Origin of the sequence: Floridaenema flaviceps BLCC-F50 (genome assembly GCF_041929275.2) — a bacterium.
Classification (GTDB): domain Bacteria; phylum Cyanobacteriota; class Cyanobacteriia; order Cyanobacteriales; family Aerosakkonemataceae; genus Floridanema; species Floridanema flaviceps.
In genome coordinates, this window is record NZ_JBHFNR020000001.1 from 1,166,810 (window position 1) to 1,192,675 (window position 25,866).

Annotated in this window: 22 protein-coding genes and 1 pseudogene; 10 read left to right on the forward strand and 13 right to left on the reverse strand. The window is 42.1% G+C overall.

The genetic code is table 11. The features are described 5' to 3' along the window. The first annotated feature begins 183 nt into the window (after positions 1-183). From rbp to ACE1CI_RS05675, 3 genes are all read left to right on the forward strand, one after another. A complete protein-coding gene (gene rbp / locus ACE1CI_RS05665) occupies positions 184-501 on the forward strand; it encodes an RNA-binding regulator (RefSeq protein WP_413266386.1) in 318 nt (105 codons plus the stop codon). Positions 502-732: 231 nt separating this feature from the next. Continuing rightward, positions 733-909 (forward strand): 30S ribosomal protein S21, encoded by a 177-nt coding sequence (gene rpsU / locus ACE1CI_RS05670; protein WP_073594437.1) that lies wholly within the window; start codon positions 733-735, stop codon positions 907-909. Between the two features lie 170 nt (positions 910-1,079). Then, a complete protein-coding gene (locus tag ACE1CI_RS05675; RefSeq protein ID WP_413266385.1) occupies positions 1,080-1,556 on the forward strand; it encodes a DUF29 domain-containing protein in 477 nt (158 codons plus the stop codon). A 61-nt stretch (positions 1,557-1,617) separates the two neighbouring features. On the opposite strand, the gene ACE1CI_RS05680 is transcribed toward ACE1CI_RS05675, so the two are convergent. The 4 genes from ACE1CI_RS05680 to ACE1CI_RS05695 form a co-directional block, all read right to left on the reverse strand. Next, complete coding sequence (locus ACE1CI_RS05680; RefSeq protein WP_413266384.1) at positions 1,618-2,013, reverse strand: helix-turn-helix domain-containing protein; 396 nt, start codon at positions 2,011-2,013, stop codon at positions 1,618-1,620. Positions 2,014-2,103: 90 nt separating this feature from the next. Then, complete coding sequence (locus ACE1CI_RS05685; protein ID WP_413266383.1) at positions 2,104-2,403, reverse strand: type II toxin-antitoxin system HigB family toxin; 300 nt, start codon at positions 2,401-2,403, stop codon at positions 2,104-2,106. Between the two features lie 240 nt (positions 2,404-2,643). Then, positions 2,644-3,555 carry a restriction endonuclease gene (locus ACE1CI_RS05690; RefSeq protein ID WP_413266382.1) on the reverse strand — a complete coding sequence of 304 codons (912 nt, stop codon included), beginning with the start codon at positions 3,553-3,555 and terminating at the stop codon, positions 2,644-2,646. 91 nt (positions 3,556-3,646) lie between these two features. Continuing rightward, the gene (locus tag ACE1CI_RS05695) at positions 3,647-3,820 is read right to left on the reverse strand and encodes a type II toxin-antitoxin system HicB family antitoxin (RefSeq protein ID WP_413266381.1); all 174 of its coding nucleotides are present in this window, start codon (positions 3,818-3,820) and stop codon (positions 3,647-3,649) included. Between the two features lie 461 nt (positions 3,821-4,281). Between ACE1CI_RS05695 and ACE1CI_RS05700 the strand changes: the two genes are divergently transcribed. From ACE1CI_RS05700 to ACE1CI_RS05710, 3 genes are all read left to right on the forward strand, one after another. Continuing rightward, positions 4,282-5,295: a substrate-binding domain-containing protein gene (locus tag ACE1CI_RS05700; RefSeq protein ID WP_496615259.1), complete on the forward strand. Its 1,014-nt coding sequence runs from the start codon at positions 4,282-4,284 to the stop codon at positions 5,293-5,295. Positions 5,296-5,637: 342 nt separating this feature from the next. Further along, complete coding sequence (locus ACE1CI_RS05705; protein WP_496615260.1) at positions 5,638-7,191, forward strand: ATP-binding cassette domain-containing protein; 1,554 nt, start codon at positions 5,638-5,640, stop codon at positions 7,189-7,191. Then, on the forward strand, positions 7,188-8,189 hold the full coding sequence (locus ACE1CI_RS05710; protein WP_413263988.1) for an ABC transporter permease subunit: 1,002 nt from the start codon (positions 7,188-7,190) through the stop codon (positions 8,187-8,189). Before ACE1CI_RS05705 ends, ACE1CI_RS05710 begins: the two co-directional genes overlap by 4 nt. 555 nt (positions 8,190-8,744) lie before the next feature. Here ACE1CI_RS05710 and ACE1CI_RS05715 read toward each other — a convergent pair. From ACE1CI_RS05715 to ACE1CI_RS05730, 4 genes and pseudogenes are all read right to left on the reverse strand, one after another. Then, positions 8,745-9,923 (reverse strand): RNA-guided endonuclease InsQ/TnpB family protein, encoded by a 1,179-nt coding sequence (locus ACE1CI_RS05715; RefSeq protein ID WP_413263989.1) that lies wholly within the window; start codon positions 9,921-9,923, stop codon positions 8,745-8,747. Positions 9,924-9,931: 8 nt separating this feature from the next. Then, a pseudogene (locus ACE1CI_RS05720) lies at positions 9,932-10,393 on the reverse strand (Uma2 family endonuclease); the annotation flags it as partial. A 134-nt stretch (positions 10,394-10,527) separates the two neighbouring features. After that, a complete protein-coding gene (aspS, locus tag ACE1CI_RS05725; protein ID WP_413263990.1) occupies positions 10,528-12,315 on the reverse strand; it encodes an aspartate--tRNA ligase in 1,788 nt (595 codons plus the stop codon). 233 nt (positions 12,316-12,548) lie between these two features. Beyond that, the gene (locus ACE1CI_RS05730; RefSeq protein WP_496615261.1) at positions 12,549-13,139 is read right to left on the reverse strand and encodes a hypothetical protein; all 591 of its coding nucleotides are present in this window, start codon (positions 13,137-13,139) and stop codon (positions 12,549-12,551) included. Positions 13,140-13,685: 546 nt separating this feature from the next. Between ACE1CI_RS05730 and ACE1CI_RS05735 the strand changes: the two genes are divergently transcribed. After that, positions 13,686-15,428, forward strand: coding sequence for a WD40 domain-containing protein (locus ACE1CI_RS05735; RefSeq protein ID WP_413264371.1), 1,743 nt, complete (start codon positions 13,686-13,688; stop codon positions 15,426-15,428). A gap of 21 nt (positions 15,429-15,449) precedes the next feature. Here the strand turns inward: ACE1CI_RS05735 and ACE1CI_RS05740 are convergent, their stop codons facing one another. From ACE1CI_RS05740 to ACE1CI_RS05760, 5 genes are all read right to left on the reverse strand, one after another. Continuing rightward, on the reverse strand, positions 15,450-15,767 hold the full coding sequence (locus tag ACE1CI_RS05740; protein WP_413264370.1) for a hypothetical protein: 318 nt from the start codon (positions 15,765-15,767) through the stop codon (positions 15,450-15,452). Between the two features lie 34 nt (positions 15,768-15,801). Beyond that, complete coding sequence (locus tag ACE1CI_RS05745) at positions 15,802-16,164, reverse strand: hypothetical protein (RefSeq protein WP_413264369.1); 363 nt, start codon at positions 16,162-16,164, stop codon at positions 15,802-15,804. Positions 16,165-16,817: 653 nt separating this feature from the next. Then, positions 16,818-17,072, reverse strand: coding sequence for a hypothetical protein (locus ACE1CI_RS05750; RefSeq protein WP_413263458.1), 255 nt, complete (start codon positions 17,070-17,072; stop codon positions 16,818-16,820). A gap of 229 nt (positions 17,073-17,301) precedes the next feature. Beyond that, positions 17,302-18,486: a M20 family metallopeptidase gene (locus ACE1CI_RS05755; protein WP_413263461.1), complete on the reverse strand. Its 1,185-nt coding sequence runs from the start codon at positions 18,484-18,486 to the stop codon at positions 17,302-17,304. Between the two features lie 173 nt (positions 18,487-18,659). Next, a complete protein-coding gene (locus ACE1CI_RS05760; protein ID WP_413263459.1) occupies positions 18,660-20,645 on the reverse strand; it encodes a calcium-binding protein in 1,986 nt (661 codons plus the stop codon). A gap of 423 nt (positions 20,646-21,068) precedes the next feature. Between ACE1CI_RS05760 and ACE1CI_RS05765 the strand changes: the two genes are divergently transcribed. The 3 genes from ACE1CI_RS05765 (at position 21,069) to glmS (ending at position 25,495) form a co-directional block, all read left to right on the forward strand. Next, positions 21,069-22,808 (forward strand): protein kinase domain-containing protein, encoded by a 1,740-nt coding sequence (locus tag ACE1CI_RS05765; protein ID WP_413263460.1) that lies wholly within the window; start codon positions 21,069-21,071, stop codon positions 22,806-22,808. A gap of 270 nt (positions 22,809-23,078) precedes the next feature. Continuing rightward, positions 23,079-23,324, forward strand: coding sequence for a photosystem I iron-sulfur center protein PsaC (gene psaC / locus ACE1CI_RS05770; protein WP_073594425.1), 246 nt, complete (start codon positions 23,079-23,081; stop codon positions 23,322-23,324). A gap of 269 nt (positions 23,325-23,593) precedes the next feature. Further along, positions 23,594-25,495 carry a glutamine--fructose-6-phosphate transaminase (isomerizing) gene (gene glmS, locus ACE1CI_RS05775; RefSeq protein ID WP_413266639.1) on the forward strand — a complete coding sequence of 634 codons (1,902 nt, stop codon included), beginning with the start codon at positions 23,594-23,596 and terminating at the stop codon, positions 25,493-25,495. Positions 25,496-25,866 lie beyond the last annotated feature (371 nt).

Consider the following 25,866-nt stretch of genomic DNA (forward strand, 5'->3'; position numbering starts at 1 on the left):
TCTCTTTTAGGATATTTTGCCGAAAAATTTCTCCTCTGGGAAGAGTAGCCCTTGACAAATCAACATATCTGATGTGCTAAAATGTGGGTCGATGATGAAATTCGGTGACACTGTTTGTTGTTAGTACTCACAAGCGACTCTCCGAATCGTAATCTTTGCAATACCTGATTCAGGAGAGAACCAATGTCTATTTATGTAGGAAACTTATCCTACCAGGTCACAGACGAAGACCTCAAAGAAGTATTTAAAGAATATGGCGAAGTAAAGCGCGTTCAAGTTCCCACTGACCGTGAAACTGGAAAAATGCGTGGCTTTGCTTTCGTGGAAATGTCAACTGAAGATGAAGAAACTGCTGCTATTGATGCACTTGATGGCGCAGAATGGATGGGGCGTAGCTTGAAAGTAAATAAAGCGAAACCTCGTGAAGAGCGTGGCGGTAATCGCGGCGGCTATGGTGGTCGTGGTGGCGGTGGCGGATTTAATAATCGCAATCGCTATTAAGGCTCAAAGCCGATCGAGCTTTTGTTAAAGTTTGCTGTTCAGGGGCATTTCGTTTGCGCTTCTGATTATTCAGATAAGTATAGCAAGACGAAATGCTTCTGCTTTTTCAGGTATTGACGAGTGTGTGCGATCGCGTAGCGTAGTGTAAGTAATCGCTTTTCTCTCCCATTTACGCTAATACGGATGCTAAGTAAGTGTCCGACTATTCACCGAAGCTTAGGAGTAGTCAGAATGACCCAAATTATTGTCGGGGAAAATGAAGGGCTAGAATCGGCGTTGCGTCGCTTTAAGCGTCAAGTCTCCAAAGCTGGAATTTTTTCTGATATTAAACGTCTGCGTCACTTTGAAACCCCTCCAGAAAAACGCAAGCGCAAGGCTATTTCTAGAAGACGGAAAAAACAGTTTTAGTTAATAGTTTTTGGTTAATTAATTAAACTCGTGCGATCGCACTCTCTGAACTCGAAAAGGGTTGTTTGGAGAGTGCGTTCGCGTAGCGTGTGCGTAGCACGTATCGCTTTTTTTTGCCTAAATTAGGATGGTATAATTCAATGGGTATAAAGCCATCTGAGGAAGAAACTATGAACCTTCCACTTGAAAATTTATACGAAACTGATTTTTATGCTTGGACGCAAAAACAAGTACAGTTATTGCGTCAGGGTGATTTAAATAATCTTGATATTGAGAATTTGATTGAGGAAATAGATTCTTTGGGTAAGCAAGAGAGGCGAGAGTTAGTAAATCGGCTAATAGTTTTAATCGCGCATTTATTAAAGTGGGAATATCAAACCGATCGCAGATCTAGAAGTTGGTATTTAACGATTCGCGAGCAAAGTCGTGCGATTCGGCGACTTTTAAAAGATAGTCCCAGTTTAAAGCCTTATTTACCAGAAGCGATCGCAGATGCTTACGAAGATGCCGTGATTTTAGCTGCTAAGGAAACAGGAATGAAACTTCTAGATTTTCCCACTGAAGTTTCTTACACATGGGAAGAAGTAGAAAACCCTGATTTCTTACCGGGAATTCTACTGGATTCTGATGCAGATTTGTTGAATTGATGTGCGCTTTTGGGGGAAAGTGCGATCGTTTTTTTACTGAAATTTCAGAATACTACACTCGCTAACCTGGAAAAAAGACAGCTGGCGAAACATGAAAGAATTTGGCTAATTCTTCTATGTGTCTGGTGGTTAGTTGTCGCTTCCCACTGAGTACATCAGAAACAATGGATTCTGTTTTAAAAATTGGTACAAGATCTTTTTGCCGTAAGTCGAATTCTTCTATCAAAACCTTAAGAAGTTCTACTCCATAAATGTCAGGTATGGGTTCTTGTTTCTGTTCGTAGTCATAGACTAACGCGGCTAATACATGAAGATAATCGCGTTCTTCCTTACTCAATTCCCTCTTATCTAAAAGCGAATCAATAACATTCTGCGTTTCCCTTAATTCATCTTCAGAAGTTATGGGGCGCGGGGGAAAAGATTTAAGTAATTCGATGTAATCATTTGAAATCAGCATTTGAGTATTCTAGGTTCAACTAGTAAAGTAAGAAGAGAATTAGATTTCATTCTCTAACCAGATCCGAGCAAATTCAATGAGAAATAAGTTTTATTGAAACCACTCATCCTCTTTCCATTTATTCGTATCATATTCGCTATGTGTAAGTACATTACGAATAAATACTATTCCAGATTCGTAGTCTATATATGCAATTAACCGATACTTCTTTTTGAAATTAAAAACAGTAAAGTTTTGCACAAAATCAACTGAGTTCCATGTTTCTCGCACTTCAGCAGTATTTTGCCATTGAGCATCTTTTACAATTTTGTACCATGTCTTCAAACTGTTTTTGGCATCGGAATGTATTTCCCAAAACTGTTTGAGTTTTGATTCAGAAATAACACGCATAAATATATTATCCTTTCAAAAGGAAAAAAAATTGACAACATTGTATTTCCCTCTTTTTGTTTTCTATGTATTCAAAAGTGTAGAAGTACTTTTGAATTATATTTCTATCTTAGCAAATTGCGAAGTTGGCTACAAGTCTTTGGGCGGAATTTAGTATGTAAAGAGCTAACTACCTAGTGAGGCGTAGTTTACAGGCGAAGTAAGTATTTATTCTCATCCAAATGAATTAACACCTATTTTCTATTCATCAGTAAAATAGTCTGAATCTATCTTTTTAATTTCATAAGTAGACACAGTTGATACACCTACATTATTGTCAATCATAAACTGTGCAAGTTGCTGCCCATCTATTAAGACAATTTTGCTATCTATAATAGATACATATTCTCGTGCATCATGGGAGAAAGTAGAAGTTGTAATAAATACTCCTTTCCTTGCTCTTTGACCATGTAAAGCACCAACAAATTTTTGAATTTCTGGTCTACCAACAACGGTATTATCCCATCGTTTTGCTTGGATAAAAACAATATCTAAGCCTAACTTATCCTCTTTAATTATTCCGTCTATTCCACCATCTCCGCTTTTGCCAATTGCTCTACCAGCATCGCGCCTAGAACCTCCGTATCCCATTCTAACTAGAAGATCTACCACAAGTCTTTCAAAGAAATCAGCAGAGCAGCTTTTGACACGGTTAAGTAATTCAAATTCTAAATCTTTGCGAATTTTTTGATAACCAAACTCTATAGATTCTTGAGGAGTTTTATCTAAAATTTCCGGGATTTCAGTATCATTATTTTCGGTTTCTTTTCTAGTAGTCCTAAACTTTATAAATTCGGGAAATTGCATTAAAAAATTTAAGTTTATTTCTGTTGGTGATTGGTTTAATACTTGTAAACCCCTATCAGTAATTTTAAAAAATCCTCTTTTCGGATCTTCCAATAAACCTGCTTTTTTTAAGTGTGTTCTTGCCCATCCAACCCGATTATCAAAAACAGCTTGTTGTCCACTAGGCAATAATTCTTTTCTTTCCTCATCACTCAAGTTAAATTCTTCGGTTAATGCTTCGATCGCTTCTCTGAGTGAATGTTCTTCTCCATCAGCTGCATACTTAAGCAGGGGAAGCATAATCTTTTGAAAATCAGGGATTGACATGGGGCATACTTGAAAAACGCTAAGTATTATCTAATACTCAACATTTTACATCTTTGGTCGATCGCGTAACACACCCTAACCTGCTAATATTTCACCGTGAAGTTTTAGGTAAGGGAAATTCTTCTAAATAAAGCTCAGTTGCTTCTTTAAGATTAGCAATTGCTTCTTCAATAGTTTCTCCCTGACTAGCAGTTCCAATTTCTGGACATTCTGCAACATATACATCTTCTTCCCAATAAACAACTGCGCTGAAAGTGCGAGACATATTTTTGGTGATTAGGGTTGCAACGGGATTTTTTTAGTTTAACTCATCTGGTTAAAGGGAATAATAAGTAGAAGCGATCGCTTTTTCCCCACATTTCTTCAGCGCGATCGCTTTTTCATTCAACCCTGCCTTAAGCCTTTACATTTAGCAACAAAAAGTACATATTTAGAAACAATTAAAGGAAGGATACTCAGTCATAAGGCAGATGGAGTTAAGATTAGTTTCCTGGTAGATTAAAGAGCAATTCAGATTTTGATTTGCAAATTTGTATTCCTAACGCCTTTTACACCATAGTTTTAGATAAAATCCATTTTGGGAGAAGCATTCGTAAAGAATTGCAACTAAAATTCCTGGGATTGTTGCTTAATGAACTGTGCAACAGTTGTGTGCAGTTCTAGGTTTATTCCATTTGCAAATCTTGATTCTGTTAACTATAAATTCATGAAGTTAGTAGAGTATAGATGAGCGCCAAAAAAATAAAAATTCAGAGCGTGATTCGAGGTGGAATCGCGATCGGTATTTTAAGTATCTTAGGTGGCATCCTGGCAGCTTGTTCGCCCAATGCTGCAACAAAAGGATCGATCGCACAACGCAACTCAGATCCAAATCCCAAACTAAATTCGGTTGCTGTCACCGTTGGCGATCTCAGCAATCCGTTTTTTGTGTTAATGGGACGTGGTGCGGAGATAGAAGCCAAAAAAATTGGTGGCCCAAATACGCGAGTAACGCTGGTTTCGAGTGGGTACGATCTGAACCAACAATTTAACCAGATTGAGAACTTCGTTGCCTCAAACACCGATATCATTATTTTGAATGCAGCAGACAGTAAAGGCATAGAGCCAGCGGTTGCCAAAGCTAAACAAGCGGGTAGTGTGGTGATTGCCGTTGATACGGGCGCAGGTGGAGATGTCGATGCCACCATCACCTCAAATAACTTGCAAGCAGGACAAGTTAGCTGTAAATACATTGCCGATCGACTCAAGGGTAAAGGCAACATCGTCATAGTAAATGGCCCACCTGTAGTTTCGGTGATTGAACGGGTGCAAGGTTGTCAACAGGTGCTCGCCAAATACCCAGGTATCAAGATTCTCTCCAAAGACCAGAATGCCGAAGGCAGTCGAGATGGGGGATTGCGGGTAATGAGCGATTTGCTCACCTCCTTTCCCAAAATAGATGCAGTGTTTGCCATCAATGATCCTAGTGCAGTAGGCGCAGAACTCGCAGCTAGACAAACCAAACGCAAAGAATTTTTCATTGTGGGAGTAGATGGAGCACCGGAAGCGACTCAAGCGATCGCAGATCCCAACAGTTTATTAGTAGCAACTGCCGCTCAAGACCCCTTGGGAATGACCCGAAAAGCAGTACAAGTTGGCAACGACATCTTACACGGCAAACGACCCGCCAACCCCAATATTTTGATTCCAGTCAAGCTAATCACCCGCCAGAACGTCAGTCAGTACAAAGGCTGGCAGTAGGCGGGCAGAGGGGCAGGGGGGCAGAGGGGCAGAGGGGCAGAGGGGCAGGGGGGCAGGGGAGCAGGGGGGCAGAGGGGCAGAGGGGCAGGGGAGATAAACTTAAAACTCTGTAGGGGCGGGTTTTGCTGTTAATTTTTCTGCTATGACCACAGACTTATCTACTAAACCCGCCCCTACAAACTCAAAACTTCCCCCTGTCCCCTTGTCACCTTGTCACCTTGTCCCCTTGTCACCTTGTCCCCTTGTCACCTTGTCCCCTTGTCCCCTTGTCCCCTTGTCCCCTTGTCCCCTTGTCCCCTTGTCCCCAGTCCCCAGTCCCCAATCCCCTTCTAAGGAGTACCGATGACAACAGATATCCAACCTTCGCCTGCACCTGCTTCAAGTTTGACTCCTGTGTTGGAAATGCGGGGGATCACCAAACGCTTTCATGGTGTACCTGCGCTTCAAGGGGTGAATCTAACGATTTATCCGGGAGAAGTTCATGCTCTGATGGGCGAGAATGGTGCTGGCAAAAGTACCTTAATGAAAATCCTAGCGGGAGCCTATATCGCTGATGAAGGTGAAATTTACATCAACGGACAAAGGCTCAATATTACCGATCCGGGAACAGCAAGGCAGGCAGGCATCAATTTGATTTATCAAGAGTTGAATGTTGCACCCAATTTGACCGTTGCAGAAAATATGTTTATGGGCAGCGAGTTGCGTCGGGGGCAACTGCTCGATCGCGAAGGAATGCGGCGAGAAGCTCATCAGGTATTGCACAGTTTGGGTGCCCATTTTGCTCCCGACGATCTGGTGTCTGGTTTATCGATCGCCGAACAGCAGTTAGTGGAGATTGCCCGTGCGCTGAAAGACAAAAGCCGCATTCTGGTAATGGATGAACCAACCGCAGCTTTGAGCGATCGCGAGACAGAACGATTATTTGAGGTAATCCACAAACTGCGACGGGATGGCATTGCCATCATTTATATTAGTCACCGCATGGAAGAAGTTTATGCTCTGGCGAATCGGGTTAGTGTATTGCGAGATGGTCAGTATATTGGCAGCTTGACGCGAGATGAGATTTCGCCAGAACGACTGGTGCAAATGATGGTAGGTCGCCCGATGCAAGACTTCTACGAACATCAGCGACAGACTAGTGTCGGCCCAGTGGTGCTGGAAGTTCGCAATCTGGGCGATAATCGCAAAGTACAGCCTACCAATCTCACCTTGCACGCTGGGGAAATTGTCGGGTTAGCAGGTTTAGTAGGTGCGGGACGAACCGAACTTTCTCGATTGATTTTTGGCGCAGATCCGAAAACCAGTGGAGAAGTGTGGCTGAATGGCAAAAAACTAGAGATTAACTCGCCTGGAGATGCGATCGCAGCGGGGATTGGTTACGTTCCAGAAGACCGCAAAGATCAGGGCTTGTTTTTAGAAATGACTTCTGGCAAAAACATTGTCCTAAATACGCTCAAGCAGGACGCGAAAGCAGGTGTGCTGAACTGGCGATCGCTCGGTAAGATTGCCCACGATGCAGTAGAAGACTTCAACATCCGGTTTGCCAATCTGGAAATTCGAGCGATGGATTTGTCCGGTGGCAATCAACAAAAGCTGCTGCTGGCAAGGTGGTTAGCGATTAAGCCCAGAGTGCTATTGCTAGATGAACCAACGCGAGGTGTAGACATCGGTGCAAAAAGCGAAATCTATCGCATCATCAGCGACTTGGCGAAACAAGGCGTTGCCATTCTCATGGTATCCAGCGAATTGCCGGAAGTTGTGGGATTGAGCGATCGCGTCCTAGTGATGCGTGAAGGGCAAATAGTCGGTGAACTAGGTGGATCTACAGGCACAAACATTACTCAAGAAAACATTATGGCGTATGCCACAGGCGCATCGGAGGTTGCCGCATCATGAGTGAAACTAAATTACGTCCCGTCAAAGATGAAGCAGGCGATCGTTCCCGGACACAAAGGCGCAGAGTTGCCAATAATTGGCTGCAAATAGCGGGAATTCTGCCAATTTTGCTGCTAATCTGCATTCTGTTCTCTGTTCTGTCTCCCAACTTTGCCACACCGGGAAACGTTGTCAATATTTTACGGCAAGCATCGATTAATATCGTCCTCGCCACAGGCATGACTTTCGTCATTCTCACAGGCGGCATTGACTTGTCCGTTGGCTCAATTTTAGGTGTGTCTGCGGTTGTAGGCGTACTTGTCTCTCTCATCCCTCCCTTAAGTTGGGCAGCAATACCAGCGGCACTGTTAACAGGTTTGGTGATTGGCTTAATCAATGGTGCGCTGATTGCTTTCCTCGACTTGCCACCTTTTATTGTCACTTTGGGTGGTCTGACGGCATTGCGCGGCGTTGCTTATCTCGTGGCTAATGGCACCACCGTTTTGAACCGCAATCTTAACTTTGCTTGGATAGGCAACAACTACTTAGGCCCCTTTCCCTGGCTGGTTGTAATTGCATTGCTGACAGTATTAGCCAGTTGGTTTATCCTTAGACAAACCGTTTTGGGCGTACAAATTTATGCGGTGGGTGGCAATCAAAGGGCTGCAAGACTGACGGGAATTAAAGTCGATCGCGTACTATTATTTGTCTATGGTGTCAGTGGATTGCTGGCAGGTTTAGCAGGCGTAATGAGTTCGAGTCGGCTTTATAGCGCGACGGGGTTATTGGGAAATGGGTATGAACTAGATGCGATCGCTGCGGTAATTTTAGGTGGTACCAGCTTTACAGGCGGTATTGGCACAATTCCGGGAACGTTGCTGGGTGCGTTAATCATTGCAGTGCTCAACAATGGTTTAACCCTGCTAAATATGTCCTATTTCTGGCAGTTAGTTGTCAAGGGATTGGTGATTATTATTGCTGTGACGATCGATCGACTCCGCCGACGCAGCGGACGCTAATGGTCGATCGTCCAAACTCAGAGGTATTTGATATGAGATCGATCGTCTTCAACTCAGATCTACCACCAGTCCCAAAATCCGCCTGCGAATTGATTCGCTTTTCTTATAGCTAAACTCCTCTAAAGAGGACTAAATACTTAGTATTCAAAACCTTTCAGTCCCAGGACTTACGCAAAGCCTAATTCCGTAGGGTGCGTTAACGCCAGTGTAACGCACCATCCCACCCAATACTGCTCGGTTAAGCATTTTTTGGCATGGAGGGGCGAAGCATTTGGACAGAACATCTAGGGTTTGAGGTGATAAATTGTTGCCAAAATGCTTCGCCCCTACTCTTAACCGAGCCAGGATTGAGTATAAAGGAGGTTCTTAACCCGGATTTGGTATGAGTCCATTTTAATGGACTTGAGCTATTAGCCTGCGAATTGATAAGGCAGGCGAGCTCGCATCACAGGAGCAAGATCTCAGTTCAACCCCCTTGCGCCAGTTTTAAACCTCTGGGTCAATTCCTAAAGCACTTGACACTCCCCATGCCTAAAGGCGAGGGGATTCTCGCATCTACAGATACTCTCCACTAGGGAGAATACCCTTCATCGAGTTAGGGGTTGTGCCAAGCAACCCATTCTCTAGACCAGATGAAGCCATTGCAGCAGCATCTCTCTTTAGGTCTAAAGAACATGAGAAACCGTCCCATTGCGCTAGGTTTCTCGAAGCATTTAAATCGGCATTGTGGTAATGACCATTAGGGCAATTGAAATGGTGTTTCTTCCTAGTTCCAATAGTGCTGCAAGTTGAACAAGATTTAGAGGTGTATGGAGCCGGACGTTTAATTAACTTTAATCCCTTGAGAGTTAACTTATAACCAAGTTTTTGCTCTAAAGAATAGTACGCCCAAGCGTGTCTTGATTCCCCATTGTCTGAGCGATTTTTCCTGCTCTGCCTCATGGTGTCTCGACACCCTTCTAAATCTTCAATCACCACATCTGCATTATGATATTCAGCAAATCTAACTATCCGTCTGCTAATGGTGTGATTAACCGCGTCCATCCATCGTCTTTCTTTCTTGTTCCACTTCTTTAATGCCCTAAATTTTTTAGCTTCTTGCAAAGATTGACGGCGTTTTTGAAAGTGGCGACGACGATGTTTAACCTGCTTGCCATTAAAGAACTTACCAAATCCTTTGGCTGGCGCTACCACTGCTAGGTTATTCTGTCCTCGGTCACATCCTATTCTTTTCGTCGCTTCTACTTCTGGAACTTCCAGAGTGACAGAGATATAGGCATACCATTTATTTCGATGCTTAATTAGCTTGGCAGAACCTTTATTAATCAAAGTGTCGTAATTTAACAACCTATCTAAAATTGGTTGCCAATGTTTTGACGCTACTTCAACGGGGACTCTCTTGGTTCCTTTGATAGTGGGAAAACTCAAGCTATAGGTTTCACCAACCTTGTGGATTGTCCAGTTCTGTTTATTAATTTCTGGAGGCAAGCACTTATATTGTTTAACTTTCTTACCTGTCCCAGACGTGGTATGCCGAATAGTTTGATTTGCGAGTGCAGACATGAGCGAAGTATCTACCTTGGCTGTAGTTAACTTCCTCCTTTCTGGAAGGGGAACAGTTAACAGCCAATTAGCTAAACGAGTATTTTCCTCTGTCATCTCGCCAAACAGTTTTGCTTTAGCAAGATTGAGGTGGGAAAACTTTAGTTTTAGCGTGATAGTTACTTGACTCATGCTAATATTTTTACTTCATAAATCCCATAAAACGGCACTCTAATTCCTTTTTCATAAATCCAAAACTTACCTTTATAAGGTGTAGCATCTCTTTCTTCGGAACCATCACCAGAAACAAATTCTAAAACAATTAAAGGTGCGAGATATTCTTGCCAAATCACGTAAGAACGTCGGATTTCACCATTTAAAGTTGGAGGAACATTTGGCACATAAAACCAATCCGGTGAAACTGCACCTCTTTCCGGTGGTTCTATAATTCGCCAGTAAATTCCACTATTTTGACCGATGCAATATTGCCTATTAGGATATAAATTTTGTAATACTGGTGTAAGAGAATCTGTTAATATAATACTTTGGGGATGTACCTGAAAATTTTTCACAAAAGTTCCGTCAGACTCAGGTAACTGTGTGTGATCTGGTAAAGATTTCGGCAGACCTAAAGAAGCATAAGTTTCGTAAGTTTCGGTCATCTCGATCCCCTACATCAAGTAATAATTCAAGCTGCTATAAGGTTCGATCCCCCCTAACCCCCCTTAACAAGGGGGGAACCGGATTCTCTGATTCAAAGTCCCCCTTTTTAAGGGGGATTTAGGGGGATCTAATATTAAGTTTTCGGTTTGTAAGTTGATTGCACTTGCAATTCTTTCATTTGTTTTTCATCTACGCTAGATGGTGCATTTGTTAACAAACACCTTGCTTGTTGTGTCTTCGGAAAGGCAATTACATCCCGAATTGATTCCTCTCCAGCTAATAGCATTACCCAACGATCTAAACCGTAGGCAATTCCTCCGTGAGGCGGTGTTCCATATTCAAATGCGTCTAACAAAAAGCCAAATTTATTGCGTGCTTCTTCACTCGATAAACCGATCGCATCAAACACCCTCTCCTGCACATCCCGCTGATAAATCCGGCAACTTCCTCCACCAACTTCTACACCGTTATACACCAAATCATAAGCTTGCGCTCTGGCAGTTTTCAAATCATCTAAATCTTCAGGATTTGGTGCGGTAAATGGGTGGTGCAATGCTTCTAAACGCTTTTCTTCTTCGTTCCATTCAAACATCGGGAAATCAGTCACCCAAAGCAGGTTAATTTTACTTCGATCGATTAAATCTAATTGTTGTGCAATTACCTGACGTAATCTATCCAAAGTTTTATTTACTACTTCAGTTTTATCAGCAGCAAATAATAATAAATGACCGGGTTTCGCATCTGTGCGATCGATTAATTCTTGCTTTTGTTCCTCGGTCAAATTATCTTTAATTGCGCCAATGGTGTCAATTTCTCCGTTGTCGCGCACGCGGATATAAGCTAAACCTTTTGCACCTGCTTCGCTAGCTTCTTTAAACAAGTCGCCACCAGCTTTAATTCGCACATTAGAAACTGCATCATTTCCCCCTGGAATTGGCAAAACTTTTACCACTCCACCAGATGCGATCGCACCTGCAAACACCTTAAAACCCGAATTTTTAAACAAATCGGAAACATTTACTAACTCTAAACCATAGCGAGTATCGGGTTTATCGCAACCATAACGATCCATCGCTTCCGCATAAGTCATGCGCGGGAAAGGACGAGGTAATTCAATTCCTTTAACCGCTTGGAAAACATGACAAACTAAATCTTCATTCAGTTGCAAAATCTCTTCTTGCGACATGAAACTCATTTCCATGTCTAACTGAGTAAATTCTGGTTGTCTATCAGCGCGTAAATCTTCATCGCGGAAACAACGCGCAATTTGATAGTATCGATCGAACCCCGAAACCATCAACAACTGTTTAAATAATTGCGGAGACTGAGGTAAAGCATACCATTCCCCCGGATTAACGCGACTCGGTACTAAATAATCTCTTGCACCTTCAGGAGTAGAACGAGTCAAAATTGGGGTTTCAATTTCAATAAAACCCTTTTCATCTTCTAAATGACGACGAATTGCTTTGACAACTTGGTGCCGAAGTTGTAAATTAGCAGTCATGCGATCGCGTCGCAAATCCAAATAGCGATACTTCAGACGCAACTCTTCCCGGACAACTTCTTCGTCAGCCGTTGACACCTGGAAAGGCATCTGCTTATATACTTGATTGAGCAACTCCAGTTCATCAGCGTAAACTTCCACCTCACCAGTGGGAATACGTGGATTGAGAGAATCTGCTGGACGTGGCGTTACCCGACCAGTAATTTTTACCACATATTCGTTACGCATCTTCTCAGCTTGCTGATATGAATTCGGAGTGCGTACCGGATCGCTTACAATTTGCACTATCCCAGAGCGATCGCGCAAATCTAAAAATATCACACCCCCGTGATCGCGGCGACGATCCACCCATCCATAAAGAGTGACCGTTTCTCCCACATTGTAACTTCGGAGTTGACCGCAATAATGACTTCGCATACCTGTTGATGTAAAATTCAAACACTAAAAATTGGAAAACTTCACCATTATGCCCTATTGCGGGGGTGACTGGGGACTGGGGAGGTGGGGAGGTGGGGAAATGGGGAGATGGGGGGATGGGGGGATGGGGAGAAAATAATTTCACTAACTACTTATTCAACTCTCCCCACCTCCCCACCTCCCTACCTCCCCACCTCCCCACCTCCCTACCTCCCCACCTCCCCAACTACTATTTATCCTGGGGAACAGAAGCGATCAAATCGTTCCAGGTTTTTTTTCGCCGCATCTGTTAACTGAGTTCCCAGAGATTCTATTTCACCAACGAATACTTGCCAGTTTTTATCTGTTTGTTGTTGCAAATCTTGCACGGTTTGTTCAACTTGTTCTTTTTCAATCAGTTTATTTTGTTCCACTGATTCTCTAGCTTTTCGCACCGCTTCTAAATATTTCTCACGGCTAAGTTCACTCCATTCTTTCGTCATTTCTACTGCTTTAGTTCTGAGTGCTTCAAACGTTTGCCAGTTTTTATCCGCTTCCTTCTGTAGTAACTGACTTGTCTGTTCGATGCGTTCTTTTGCTTCAGTTTGATTTTGTTCTAAGACGTTTTGTGCGCCAGAAACAGCGTTAAGATAACCTTCGCGGATTAATTCTGTAGCCGTTTGCCATTCTTCTTGTGCGCGGTTTTTAATGGCTTCAAACAGTGCCATTGTTTCTTTAATTACATCATCGTTGGGATCGGGGGTTTCCGGTTTTACCAAATCAGTAGTCTCAGGCTCAACTTCTACGATCGCAGATTCAGGAGGAATTGTTTCTTCTGTGTTCATGGGTTGTTGCTCCTTAAAAATTTATTTATGAGGATTTTTTCTGACTTTCTAAATTAAGTAGAGCAAATTCTAATTTGTTTTGTTTCCTAATTTACAAAAGTGGATTTTCACAGATAAATTTACTAACAGTTTATGCTTTTACCTCAAATGCTGCAAGCTGCCAATTTGCGCTTTCCCTTGGCTATTAGTTTAGGTGCCCAAGCAGCTGACCTGTGTCCCTTCTATTTTACCTGATACTTCCGCAACCTTTTGGGACTAATTTCTCCTTCGGAACCTTTTTTTATCAATCTTACTGGCTGCTTCCCAATCGGATTTTTTGTGTAGTTGGTAGTTGGTAGTATCTAGTAGAAATCCCACTACCCACTATCAACTACATACTACCAATTCCCCACCATCGCCACGCTAGTAACTAGCAACAGAGTTAACTAGCTGTTAATTTAATTTTCAACTACTGTTGGCGCAACATCAGAAATTGTGTCTGAATGACATTTCTTTGGTAGCCAAGACTGATATCATGCAAAAGGCAGCAAGTGTCAAAAGTGTTAAATGTCGAACAACTCTAATCGGCTAGAAATGGTAGAATATGCGGCTGTTGTAGGCACGATCGCAGGAGCGGTGGTAGCTGTCATTAGCGGCAAAATCATCTATTTGGCAGTACCTCTGTCAGCTTCGGTGTTAGTCAACTTAGTCAACCGTCGCCGTTTTGAGTTGCTAAGTAGAAATAGCACCAATGCAGCGACGACGCGCCTTTATCGGCAACTCGCAACAGATATCCAAACTTTACAAGCAGTGACGCGAACTTTAGCCTCTGGGGGAGAAGCGAATTATTTAGGTATTGCCAAGCAGACGGCGCAAATGCAGGATTTTATTGCTTCTTTACTGGGAGCAAAAATGAATCCCATTTATCAAGATATAGGAGAACTCAGGGATCAATACAGCAGTTTAGAGGATTCCTTAAGTAGTGTAGTGCAGTACCTCAATAGCACTTCTCTGGCACCGCGATTAGATAATTTAGAGCAAACTGTAAAACAGTTCTCTGACAGAATGGGAGATGTTTCTTTACCTCCTGAACAATGGTTAATTGCACAAATAGAAGATTTAAAACAACAAGTTAGAGAATTACAGCTTCAGGGAACAAAAGTAGACAACCGCAAACAAAGAATTGCTGAATATTCCCAAATTGAGTCATGGTTAATGAGTAAGTTGGATGAACTCAAACGACAAGTGCAAGAAATTCAAAAATCTGTCGCCATAGAATCACCAAAAAGTCAGAGAAAAGTGGAAAATGTCTCCTATCGGGAGCCTCATTTACCTTTTGCCAGTTTGCCAACACAAAGTTATCATCCTCAACCTGCAATTACTACTACTGTGCAACCGTTAACTTCCCCGATTTCCTTGCCAAAATGGGATTGTGTTCAGACAATAGCCGCGCATTCTGACTGGGTATCTGCGGTGATTTTTGCGGCGGATATGTCAAAGATTATTAGTGGAAGTTTCGATCGCACTCTGAAAGTTTGGAATTATCAAACAGGAGAATTAGTTCGGGTAATTTCGGAAAATACTGGTGCAGTTTATGCTCTAGCTTTCAGTGACAATCTTAATTTACTCGCTCAGGGTGGTTCTGAACAAAATATTAAACTTTGGGAAATAGAAACAGGTGCTTTAGTAGAAATTTGTAAAGAACATAGTGGATCGGTAAGAGGAATTGCTATTAATCCTGATGGACAAATTCTGGCTAGTGGTAGTTATGATGGCACAATTAAGTTATGGGAGTTAGAAACTGCTAAGGAAATTAAAACTTTTACTAAACATTCTGGCGCAGTAAGCGCGATCGCTTTTAGTCCAGATGGACAAATTCTGGCAAGCGGTGGCGGCGATGGCATGATTAAATTGTGGCATTGGAACACTGGACAATTGTTGCACAGTTTAGTTGGCGATTTAGGCTTAATTGGCTCAATCGCTTTTCATCCCACAGAACCCATGTTAGTCACTGCTAGTAGCGATCGCACTATCAAATTATGGCATTTGGGCACTCGCGATCGTCTTTATACTTTCATCAGTCACACAGGTGGCGTTACTTCTGTTTGCTTTAGTCCTGATGGCAAAACTCTCTTTAGTGCCAGTGTTGATGGTTCCATTATCATCTGGGATTTATTGAGCGGTAAACCTTTAACTACCTTGACTTTTGAACCTGCACAAGCGATCGTTTCAATGGCACTGGGCAAAAATGGTCAAACTCTAGCTGCAGGAAGTGTCAATGGCACTCTAAAAATTTGGCAACTTAATTGAGTTAACTAGGTTTTGGCTGAATCAGCGAGTTCCAGAACCTATATTACTATCTGGTCCACCTTTATTCGGTGGCTCGTAGTCCATCGTTTTAATTAAACCATGAATATCTACACTAGCCGCAGTTACAGCATGGATATTAATTAGCTGTATTCCCAGAATCAGAGTCATCGCACTTAGCAAATTAATTGTTAAACCCATAACAGTCACCTCAACAGAATATACATTTAAATATCGGCTATTGAACTGACTGATAGAGTGATGAAAGCTAGCGGGAATTGTGACAATTTGATGACAAATGAGTGATGAGATTGTGCCAACTAACCCGCTCCGATCCCTCATTATTAGTGATGATTATCACAAATTTCGATCGCCATTACTTCACCCAATCTATCGAACGAGAAGCCAATAACCACACCTGTGTTAACAATTGTCTCATACTTGTCCGATTAACGATCGCCCAAAGGTTAATTGTCAAGCAGACGCTACCCAGTGTCAGCAAAATGTAAGTTGGGAGCATCACTACCCCAACCATAAACCAGGTAAAGACGTGCAAAATCATTACCACAGCTAGCATTGTCGCCATTGTAATTGCTGGAACTAACTGCACCCAGGAACGATTTAATCCCACCAGGATCGTAGTCTGCAAAGTTGCTAATAAGTTGGCGGGTACTAGAAACGCACAGATAGCAGCACAGTTGAGGCGAGAAAATTCGCAAAGATGATGAAAATCAAACATTTAATATGACTCGTAATGAATTAAGAAAAACTTGCAATAAGGCTCTACATCTTGTCTTTGGTAGTCCAAATATTGGTGAACATCATTAACATCCCGCCGATTAAAATGGCGATCGCCAGTCCACCTGCTATTACATTCTGCCAATCTACATTTTCCATGTTATTTTTTAATTCCTCTGACCCTGCTTTCACCTTACCGCATTTTTCCCTCAGCCGTGAGTCAGTTTTATATTTATTTTCTTATTGCTGTCAATCATCGTATTTAAATATACAATAGATTGCTTGTTCAAAACCAGTTATTTTAAACTAGTAATAAATCTAGATAATTTTCCATATATTTAGTAAGTTTTGTCAAATAAGTAGGTAGATGTAAATAAAGTAAAAAGCAAGGCGGGCTCTCCTGCCCACCCCACAAGAGTACATCTTTCTTGTGGGGTGGGCAGGAGAGCCCCGCCCCATCCTCATATAACTATTATCAATTTATTTATTTGCACCTACTTATATGAGCAGAAGTTCGCGATCGAAAGTCAAGAAAAACTTTTTATTTTCAGCTGTGCCGCATTTAAATAAGTTTATTTAGAAACAGAAAAAATAGCTTTCTTCTGCTTTGAGAGCGCCGAGAACTCCGAGAGTTCCGAGAGTTCCCCAGCGCCTTTATAAATCCGTTGGACTTTCAGGCGCAATATCAAAACCACCTTCTTGTCTAAGTGTTTGCTGACTCGTAATTAAATCGCTCAATTCGTGAATTTCCACCCCAATATCCTGACAAGCTTGTTTCAATTCGGCAGAGAAAGCATTAATATTTTTCCCATAACCACAAAGCTCGGTTGCTGTCTCAATTCCCTGTTTCGCATTAGCTTTGGCACAATCAATTAATTCGATGCCATGAAGTTTACTCTCAGATGCCATAAACGGAAATTTCCTTCTAACTCGTTATAGTTAGGACTTTAATTTTTGCTGTAATATGTTTCATCTGCCTTCAGTCTGATCGGCGATCGTCAGTTTGTTGTAACGACTTGGGTCGTTTCTTAGTCTGTTGTAACGACTTGGGTCGTTTCTTTACCAGATATAAGGACTAAAGTCCTTACAACCAACTAGGACTAAAGTCCCGACAACGAACAAAGATAATTGCTAAAGTTTACCTTTTTGTTTGTTGCCAATATTTGTAAGCAGAGTAGGCGAGAGTCACCACCCCAGTAATAATTGCTGATTCATCAATTTGAAATTGGGGATGATGCAGGGGATAATTATGTTGATCTTTAAACCCGACACCCAAGCGGAACATTGAACCTGGAACCTTTTCCAAATAGCGAGAAAAATCTTCTGCACCTAACGAAGGTTCAGGGAGAATAATAATACTATCACTACCCCAAGCTTCCCTAGCCGATTGCTCTAATAATTGGGTTAACATGGGGTCATTGAGTACACCCGGAACACCCTGTTTATAGGAAACTTGATATTGAGCGCCGTAAGTTTTACAAACATTAGCAACAATTTGCTCAATCCAATTTGGTAAAGCTTCGCGACTTTCTGGATGGAGCGATCGCACAGTCCCCAACAACTTTACCTCATCAGCAATCACATTGGGAGCACGACCCCCAACAATTTTACCGATCGTCACTACCACCGGACGCAGCGGATTTTGGGTGCGACTAATCGCTTGTTGCAAAGAAGTAATGACTTGCGAAGCAATCCAAATTGCATCGATCGCTTCATGGGGTCGAGCACCATGACCCGACTCACCAATTATAATAATTTCCAAATCATCTGCCGCAGCTGTCAGGGCACCATAACGAATCCCCACAGAACCCGCAGGAATAGAAGGAAAAACGTGCAAACTTAAAATTCCTGACACTCCATTTAATGCACCATCTTCCACCATCCAGCTAGCGCCTTTAGCAACTTCTTCCGCTGGTTGAAACAAAAAACGCACATTTCCGGTAAAGTTTTCTCCCAACTGCGCCAAAACCATTGCCGTTCCCAAACCCACAGTTGTATGCACATCATGACCGCAAGCGTGCATAACTCCCGCTTCACTGGAACTATAATCTAAACCAGTGCGTTCGTGAATTGGCAAAGCATCCAAATCGGTACGAATTGCTAAAATCCGATCGCTGTGACTATCACCCCGAAGATCTCCTACCACTCCCGTTTTACCCACACCCTGTTGAGCATGAATACCGTAGGAAGACAACACGCCAGCAACATAAGCAGAAGTTTGATACTCCTGACCACTTAATTCTGGGTGAGAGTGAATATGACGACGAATCTCAATCAGACGGGGTGCTAGTTTAGTCGCTATTTCTTTAATATCAGCAAGCATGGATAAAGTTAGTTTTAGTTGTGATGCCTTTTTAACATGATAAAGAATTGTTCTGGAAACTGAAATGGGCAAAAAAATAGCGATCGCATTTCTCGATTTAGTAGAGTGCGATCGCCATCCCATTTAAGGTTCAGTTAGTAGAGATTTATCGATCTTCTACTCCGACTCAATCCTTAAGACTTGTTTTTAACTTTGAAACCTGCTGACTTGAGACGGTTGCTAATCTTCACCTTCAGTCCAGAACTAACACCCACAACCTTAGTCAGTTCTTGCAAACTAGAACCGCCAAAAGAAGAAGGTAAGTTACCCAAACCAACCGTAAAGTTTTTCACCGACAGCGAAGAACTGCTGAAGATATTCAACCGGAACTCTTGACTCAACATTATAGTTGTGTAGTAAGTACCACTCGCCGTTGTACCAGTCTTAGTCACAGCACTAAAGAGTTCTTCGGAATTACCAAAACCAAAACCAGCAACTTGGATTACATCTTCCTCAGCATTGAAATCGTAAATCACATCCTGACCAAACTGTTGACCACCAGTTAAGCTGTCACTTCCACCAGGTAAGGTACTGCCACCACCAGGTAAGGTACTGCCACCACCCGGTAAGGTACTGCCACCACCAGGTAAGGTGCTGCCACCACCAGGTAAGGTGCTGCCACCACCAGGTAAGGTGCTGCCACCACCAGGTAAGGTGCTGCCACCACCAGGTAAGCTACCGACACGCAATGAATCAATAATAAAGGTATCTTTACCAGCGCCACCGTAGAGAGTATCTTTACCAGCGCCACCATACATCAGATCATTGCCATCGCCGCCGAAGAGAACATCATCTCCATCACCACCAGAGAGAGTATCGTTCCCATCACCGCCGACTAAGATATCGTTGTCTTGACCACCAATTAGTAAGTCATCTCCCTCACCACCGTAAAGGAAATTCTTACCACCACCACCAACGAGGACATCTTTACCACTTTCACCAACTAGAATGTCATCCCCATCCTCACCGTCTACTATGTCATCACCAGCGCCACCAAATACTAGGTCGTTACCAGCGCCACCTAATACTAGGTCATCGCCGCCATCGCCAAAGACGTAATCATTACCTGCACCGCCATTGACATTATCATTGCCACCACTGCCAGAAACTAGGTCATTGCCATCTAGTCCATCTAAGCGATCGGCGATCGCTTTACCCAATAGTAAATCATCCCTGGTAGTTGCCAGGGTAGTTTGTGAGGAAGCAATTAAACCTTGTTGCTGACCTTTTGCCAGATACTGTTCAAAAGCATTTTTAAACAACCCTTTGCTAAGGTCTTGTTGTACCTGTGGATTTAGGTCAGTATACAGCTGAGCATCAAACCTCGAACTAATGAAACGCTTTTCTTTGAAAGCGACACCAACAATATGTTCAAAAGCAGTAGTCGTTCCTGCTTTAACTGCTTGTGCTACATCCTGATTAGCTTGAAGATATTCTGCAACATTGATAGCGCGATTGAACTCACGACCTTCTTTAACACCAATATTTATCCAGTGGTTAAAAGCGCTAACAATTTGACCTTTATTCTTTGCTTCTGCAATATCAGGATTGGTTTCTAAATAGAATGTCTCGTCAAAATAAGGAGTTGGAATATCTCCTTCTGATTCACCTTTTTTTAGGAAATATTCAAAGGCACTAGCAGCTTCTCCCCTTTGGATAGCTTGTTGTACCTTGACGTTAGTACTTTCATAGAAAGTGCTATTAAAAAAGAAACTAACGGTACGATATTTTTCTGTACTGCTAACTTTTATAGCGTGTTCTAAAGCTCCAGTTAGTCCTTTACTCGCTGCCTCTTTAACATCTGGATTGTCTTCCAAATATTTTTTAGCATTAAACAAGCGATTGCCAGTTTCCCGTCCTTCTTTGTCGCCAAACTCTTCGTAATGTTTACTGGCGCTGGTAATTTTACCTTCTTTAAGTGCTTGGTCAATGTCCTTGTTCAATTTGCGATATTCTTCAGGATTAAAAGCTAAAGAAGCTTGACGGTCTTCGTTTTTGCCAACTTTTTCATAGTGTTCTTTAGCACTCTTGAACTCGCCTCTTTTAATCGCATCGTCAACGTCTTTGTACTTTTCGCGGTAAAATTTCTCGTCGCAAAGGTCTGCTAAGTTTAAAGACATACAATCTCTCTCCGAAATCTGTATAGTTTCCTACTTCTCTTTTTGCAATCAAGAGAAAATAGATGCACTAATTACCCGTAACTGACTGTATTATACATGACCAGGTTCCCAAATTTCGGAAAAAAAATTTTAATTAATCAATGATATTTTTAGCGCCATAACTGGGTAATATAGCTGTTATTCTTAATAACTCTTGTAGACCGTAAAGTTAACATTGCGGTGGTAATTTCTGTCACTTTAGTTATTATATCTATCTTAAGGTAGATGCTTTCAAAATCAAGCTAGAGGTTGATTGGTGCAGTTAAGCTAAGAGTGGTGAATCTAGAAATCGCATTTGCAGCCAATAACTCCTGAGATATTAGTTTGCCATGATTGGGGAACTTTTTTACCAGAAGTTATCGATCGCCTTGCGAGTTATGGTCAGTGTTTACGAAAGAAGATAGTAGTCAGTGGGTGACGATCGCCAACATCCAAACAAACTATAAAATTTTTCATACTATGAGTTATTGCTTTAATCCTACTTGCGAACAACCGGAAAATCCTCAAGAAACAGAGGTTTGCTTAACTTGTCACTGGCCTTTATTGTTGCGGAACCGTTATCGATCGCTTAAACTAATAGAAGCCGGAAATTTTGGCAGAACCTTACTTTGTACAGACGCAGACAGACTAAACGCCCATTGTGTAATCAAGCAATTTTTTAAATGGCGTAAAATAGAAAATGCGATCGCCGCAATGGCAAGAGCCAGACAAATCTTTGAAAAAGAAGCTAAACTATTACTGCAACTAGGAGAACATCCCCAAATTCCCACACTACTAGCTTGTTTCGAGCATGATAAAAGTTTGTACCTAGTACAAGAATTTATTGAAGGACAAAACTTATTAGACGAAATCTTACAACAAGGAACATTCAGCGAACAAAAAATTAGAAACTTATTAAACGATCTATTACCCGTTTTAAAATTCATCCATCAACATAACGTAGTGCATCGAGACATTAAACCGATGAATATTATTCGCCGCCAAAGCGATCGAAAATTAGTATTATTAGACTTTGGTTTAGCGAAACTACTACATAGTAATTCCTGGGGAAAAACAGGTTCCCAATATGGAACAGAAGGCTATGCACCAATTGAACAAACTCGTGGTAAAGTGTATCCAGCCAGTGACTTATTTAGTTTAGGAGTCACCTGCATTCAGTTAGTTACCGGAACAGTAATAGAAGAACTTTACCAAGCAGAAGAAGGCATTTGGATATGGCGAGAATATCTCAGACAAAGAGGCGCAGATGTTAGTGATAAACTAGCGCAAATCTTAAACAAATTAATTAAAGACTCCCTCAAAGAACGCTACCAAAGCGCCAGTGAAGTCATGCAAGACTTACAAGAAAGCGCACCCAGATGGCAATGCTTCAAAACTTTTAGCGGACATTTCGGAGTAGTAAACCGAGTTACTTTTAGCCCAGACGGAGAAACTGTAGCTAGCGGTAGTGAAGATAAAACCCTAAAAGTTTGGCATTTAGAAACAGGTGAATTAATCCAATCTGTAATCAGCGAATCTCAAGGCGTAAAATTTGCCGCTATCAGTCCCGATGGAAAAATGCTAGCTAGCGGTAGTGGAGATAACTCAATTCAAATTTGGCAGCTACCTACAGAAAAAATTCAACATACCTTAATTGGACATCTAGGCATAGTTAATCAAGTCGCTTTTAGTGCCAATGGAGAAACTTTAATTAGTGGCAGTACAGATAACACAATTAAACTTTGGGACACCAGTAGCGGGGAACTACTGCACACTTTGACAGGACATACTGCTGCTGTAAACACAGTTATTGTTAGCTCTGATAGTAAATTTGTCGTTAGTGGCAGTGAAGACAAAACGATTAAAATTTGGCATTTAAGTGGTGGAATACTGCTGCATAATTTAACAGAACATTCGCAAACGATTAACTCTTTAGCTATTAGCCCCGATAATCAATTAGTAGCCAGTGGTAGCGCCGACAATACAATTAGGATTTGGCATTTAGCTACTGGCAAACTCATAGATATTCTCACTGGACACTCACAAGCAGTACGTTCCGTAGCCTTTAGTCCCAATAGCAAAATTTTAGCCAGTGGCAGCGAAGACCGAACCATTAAGATTTGGGCATTAGGGACTAGGGACTAAGGCGGGGTTAGGGGTTAGGGGTTAGGGGTTAGGGGTTAGGGAAAAACTCCCCTGCCCCCCTGCCCCCCTGCCCCCCTGCCCCCCTGCCCCCCTGCCCCTGAAACCCTGAAACCCTGATTATTTCGATCAATTGTCAAGTTCTTTAAAGTTTTGCTGAGTTTTGAGGAGTACCTGAGAGAGTGTGCGGTAAACTAAGCTTTGATTCAAAGAAGCTTGTGTTATCTGCTTTGCAGAGTCGCATTGTTGAGCCTCGTTTGGAGTCTTTATTCCATGTCACATTCAGTAAAAATCTACGATACCTGTATTGGCTGTACTCAATGCGTCCGGGCTTGCCCCACTGACGTATTGGAGATGGTTCCCTGGGACGGCTGCAAAGCCCAACAGATTGCTTCATCTCCTAGAACACAGGACTGTGTTGGTTGCAAACGTTGCGAAACGGCTTGCCCCACAGACTTTTTGAGCATCCGAGTTTACTTGGGCGCTGAAACTACTCGCAGTATGGGCTTGGCCTACTAAGCTCTTGCATCCATAGTCCTGAGTGTTGAGTTGTGAAGATTCTTCCTTCCATCTGTTGAACTTCTGACTCGTACTCAGGACTAGTTATTTGGTGATAAAACAGGAACAGGGAACAGGGAACGGAACAGGCAATAGGGTGTAATTTCAGGGGATTTAGACCCTACTACCCAAAAGTCATTACTTACAGAAAACTTGACGTTATCTTGATAGCTCAGTAGCTTTTAGCAAGTAAGTTATAGTTGTTTGGCAAGAGCAGGAGTGGTCGTGAAATGTGTGGAATTGTTGGCTATATTGGCACTCAGGCAGCTAGTGAGATTTTGTTAGCAGGATTAGAGAAGCTGGAATATCGGGGTTATGATTCGGCTGGCGTAGCTACTGTGAGGGAGGGAGATATTCACTGCGTTCGGGCTAAGGGGAAATTACAAAACCTGCGTGATAAGTTAGCGGGTGATGAAAATCCGGCGCAAATAGGGATTGGGCATACTCGCTGGGCTACTCATGGTAAGCCGGAAGAGTACAACGCACATCCACATACGGATACGGCGATGCGAGTGGCGGTGGTGCAAAATGGGATTGTGGAAAATTATCGGGAGTTGCGGGAAGAGTTAAAGAGTCGGGGGCATAAGTTTCGCTCGGACACTGATACAGAAGTAATCCCGCATTTAATTGCGGAATTTTTAACTTTGTTGCCGAATAATTCTGCTGTTTCTGTTAATTCGCGGTTTTTGGAAGCGGTGCGACAAGCGGTGAATAAGCTGGAGGGGGCGTTTGCGATCGCAGTAATTTCCGCTGATTTTCCTGATGAGTTAATTGTAGCGAGACAGCAGGCACCTTTAGCGATCGGATTCGGTTCCGGTGAGTTTTTCTGCGCTTCCGATACTCCGGCAATTGTCCCTTATACTCGTGCTGTTTTAACTTTAGAAAATGGGGAATTAGCTCGGTTAACTCCTTTGGGTGTGGAAGTTTACAATTTTGCTGGAGATAGATTGAAGAAAACTCCCCGCACTTTGAATTGGAATCCGATATTAGTCGAAAAGCAAGGATTCCGTCACTTTATGCTCAAAGAAATTTATGAACAACCAGGAGTTGTAAGAGCTTGTTTGGAATCTTATCTTGATAGTGATTGGACGGCATCGAATGGGAAATCACCGATAAAATTGGATTTACCAACTGAACTTTGTGCAGATTTAGAACATATTCAAATTTTGGCTTGTGGTACTTCTTGGCACGCTGGTTTAGTGGGAAAATATTTGTTGGAACAGTTAGCCGGAATTACGACGACTGTGCAATATGCTTCTGAGTTTCGTTATGCGCCGCCGCCGTTAACTGCAAATACTTTAACTATTGGGGTGACACAATCAGGAGAAACGGCTGATACTTTGGCTGCTTTGTCAATGGAACAAACTCGAAGATTGGGTAAATCTGCGGAATTTAAGGCGAGATTATTGGGGATTACTAATCGTCCTGAAAGTTCTCTTGGGCAATTAGTTTCTCATATTATTGATACCCATGCTGGGATTGAAATTGGGGTGGCGGCGACGAAAACTTTTTTGGCTCAATTAATCGCTTTTTATTGTTTGGCTTTGGATTTAGCTTATCGGAGAAAGACTTTATCTGCTATTGCGATCGAGAAAATTTTGGATGGTTTACGATTGCTACCAGCGCAAATTGAAATGGTTTTGGAAAGCCAAGAAAGATATATTGAAGAGTTAGCCCATGATTTTGCAGAGACGCAAGATTTTATCTTTTTGGGTAGGGGAATTAATTACCCAATTGCTTTAGAAGGGGCGCTGAAATTGAAGGAAATTAGTTATATTCATGCTGAAGGTTATCCGGCTGGGGAAATGAAGCATGGTCCGATCGCACTTTTAGATGCTAAGGTTCCGGTAGTTGCCATTGCCATGCCTGGTAGTCCAGTTTATGAAAAAGTAATTTCCAACGCCCAAGAAGCCAAAGCCCGTGATTCCCGCTTAATTGGCGTAACCACAAGTAATGAAGGGGAAGAATCGGATGTTTTCGATCAAGTTTTACCAGTTCCTTTAGTTGATGAATTATTGTCTCCCATTGTCACAGTAATTCCCCTGCAATTGTTAGCTTATCATATTGCTTCTCGACGCGGTTTAGATGTTGACCAACCTCGTAATTTAGCTAAGTCAGTAACAGTTGAATAAAGGAAATATCCGATTTGACTGCGTTGGGTAGGAATAATAAAGTTGGACAATTAATAATAAAATTGTACAATTTCAGGGGGCGAATGTATAGCCCCCTAAGCGAGATTTTTTGTAGGCAGAATCATGAGGTAATGGAAGTAGGCTAAATTTGAGCGTTACTACATGATAGCGATCGCTCTTACCAAACAACAAACTTAAAGAAAAATCGCGCCTTACAATGAATAAAGCGCGTTTAGAGAAACTAGTGATATCATGTCTGGTCGAATAACCTGAATAAAAATGGCTGAAAGTATTGTTTTGAGGGTATTGCAATGATGGGCAATCAACCGGACATGATATGAAAAGGATAAACTAAAATTGAGGTACGTTGT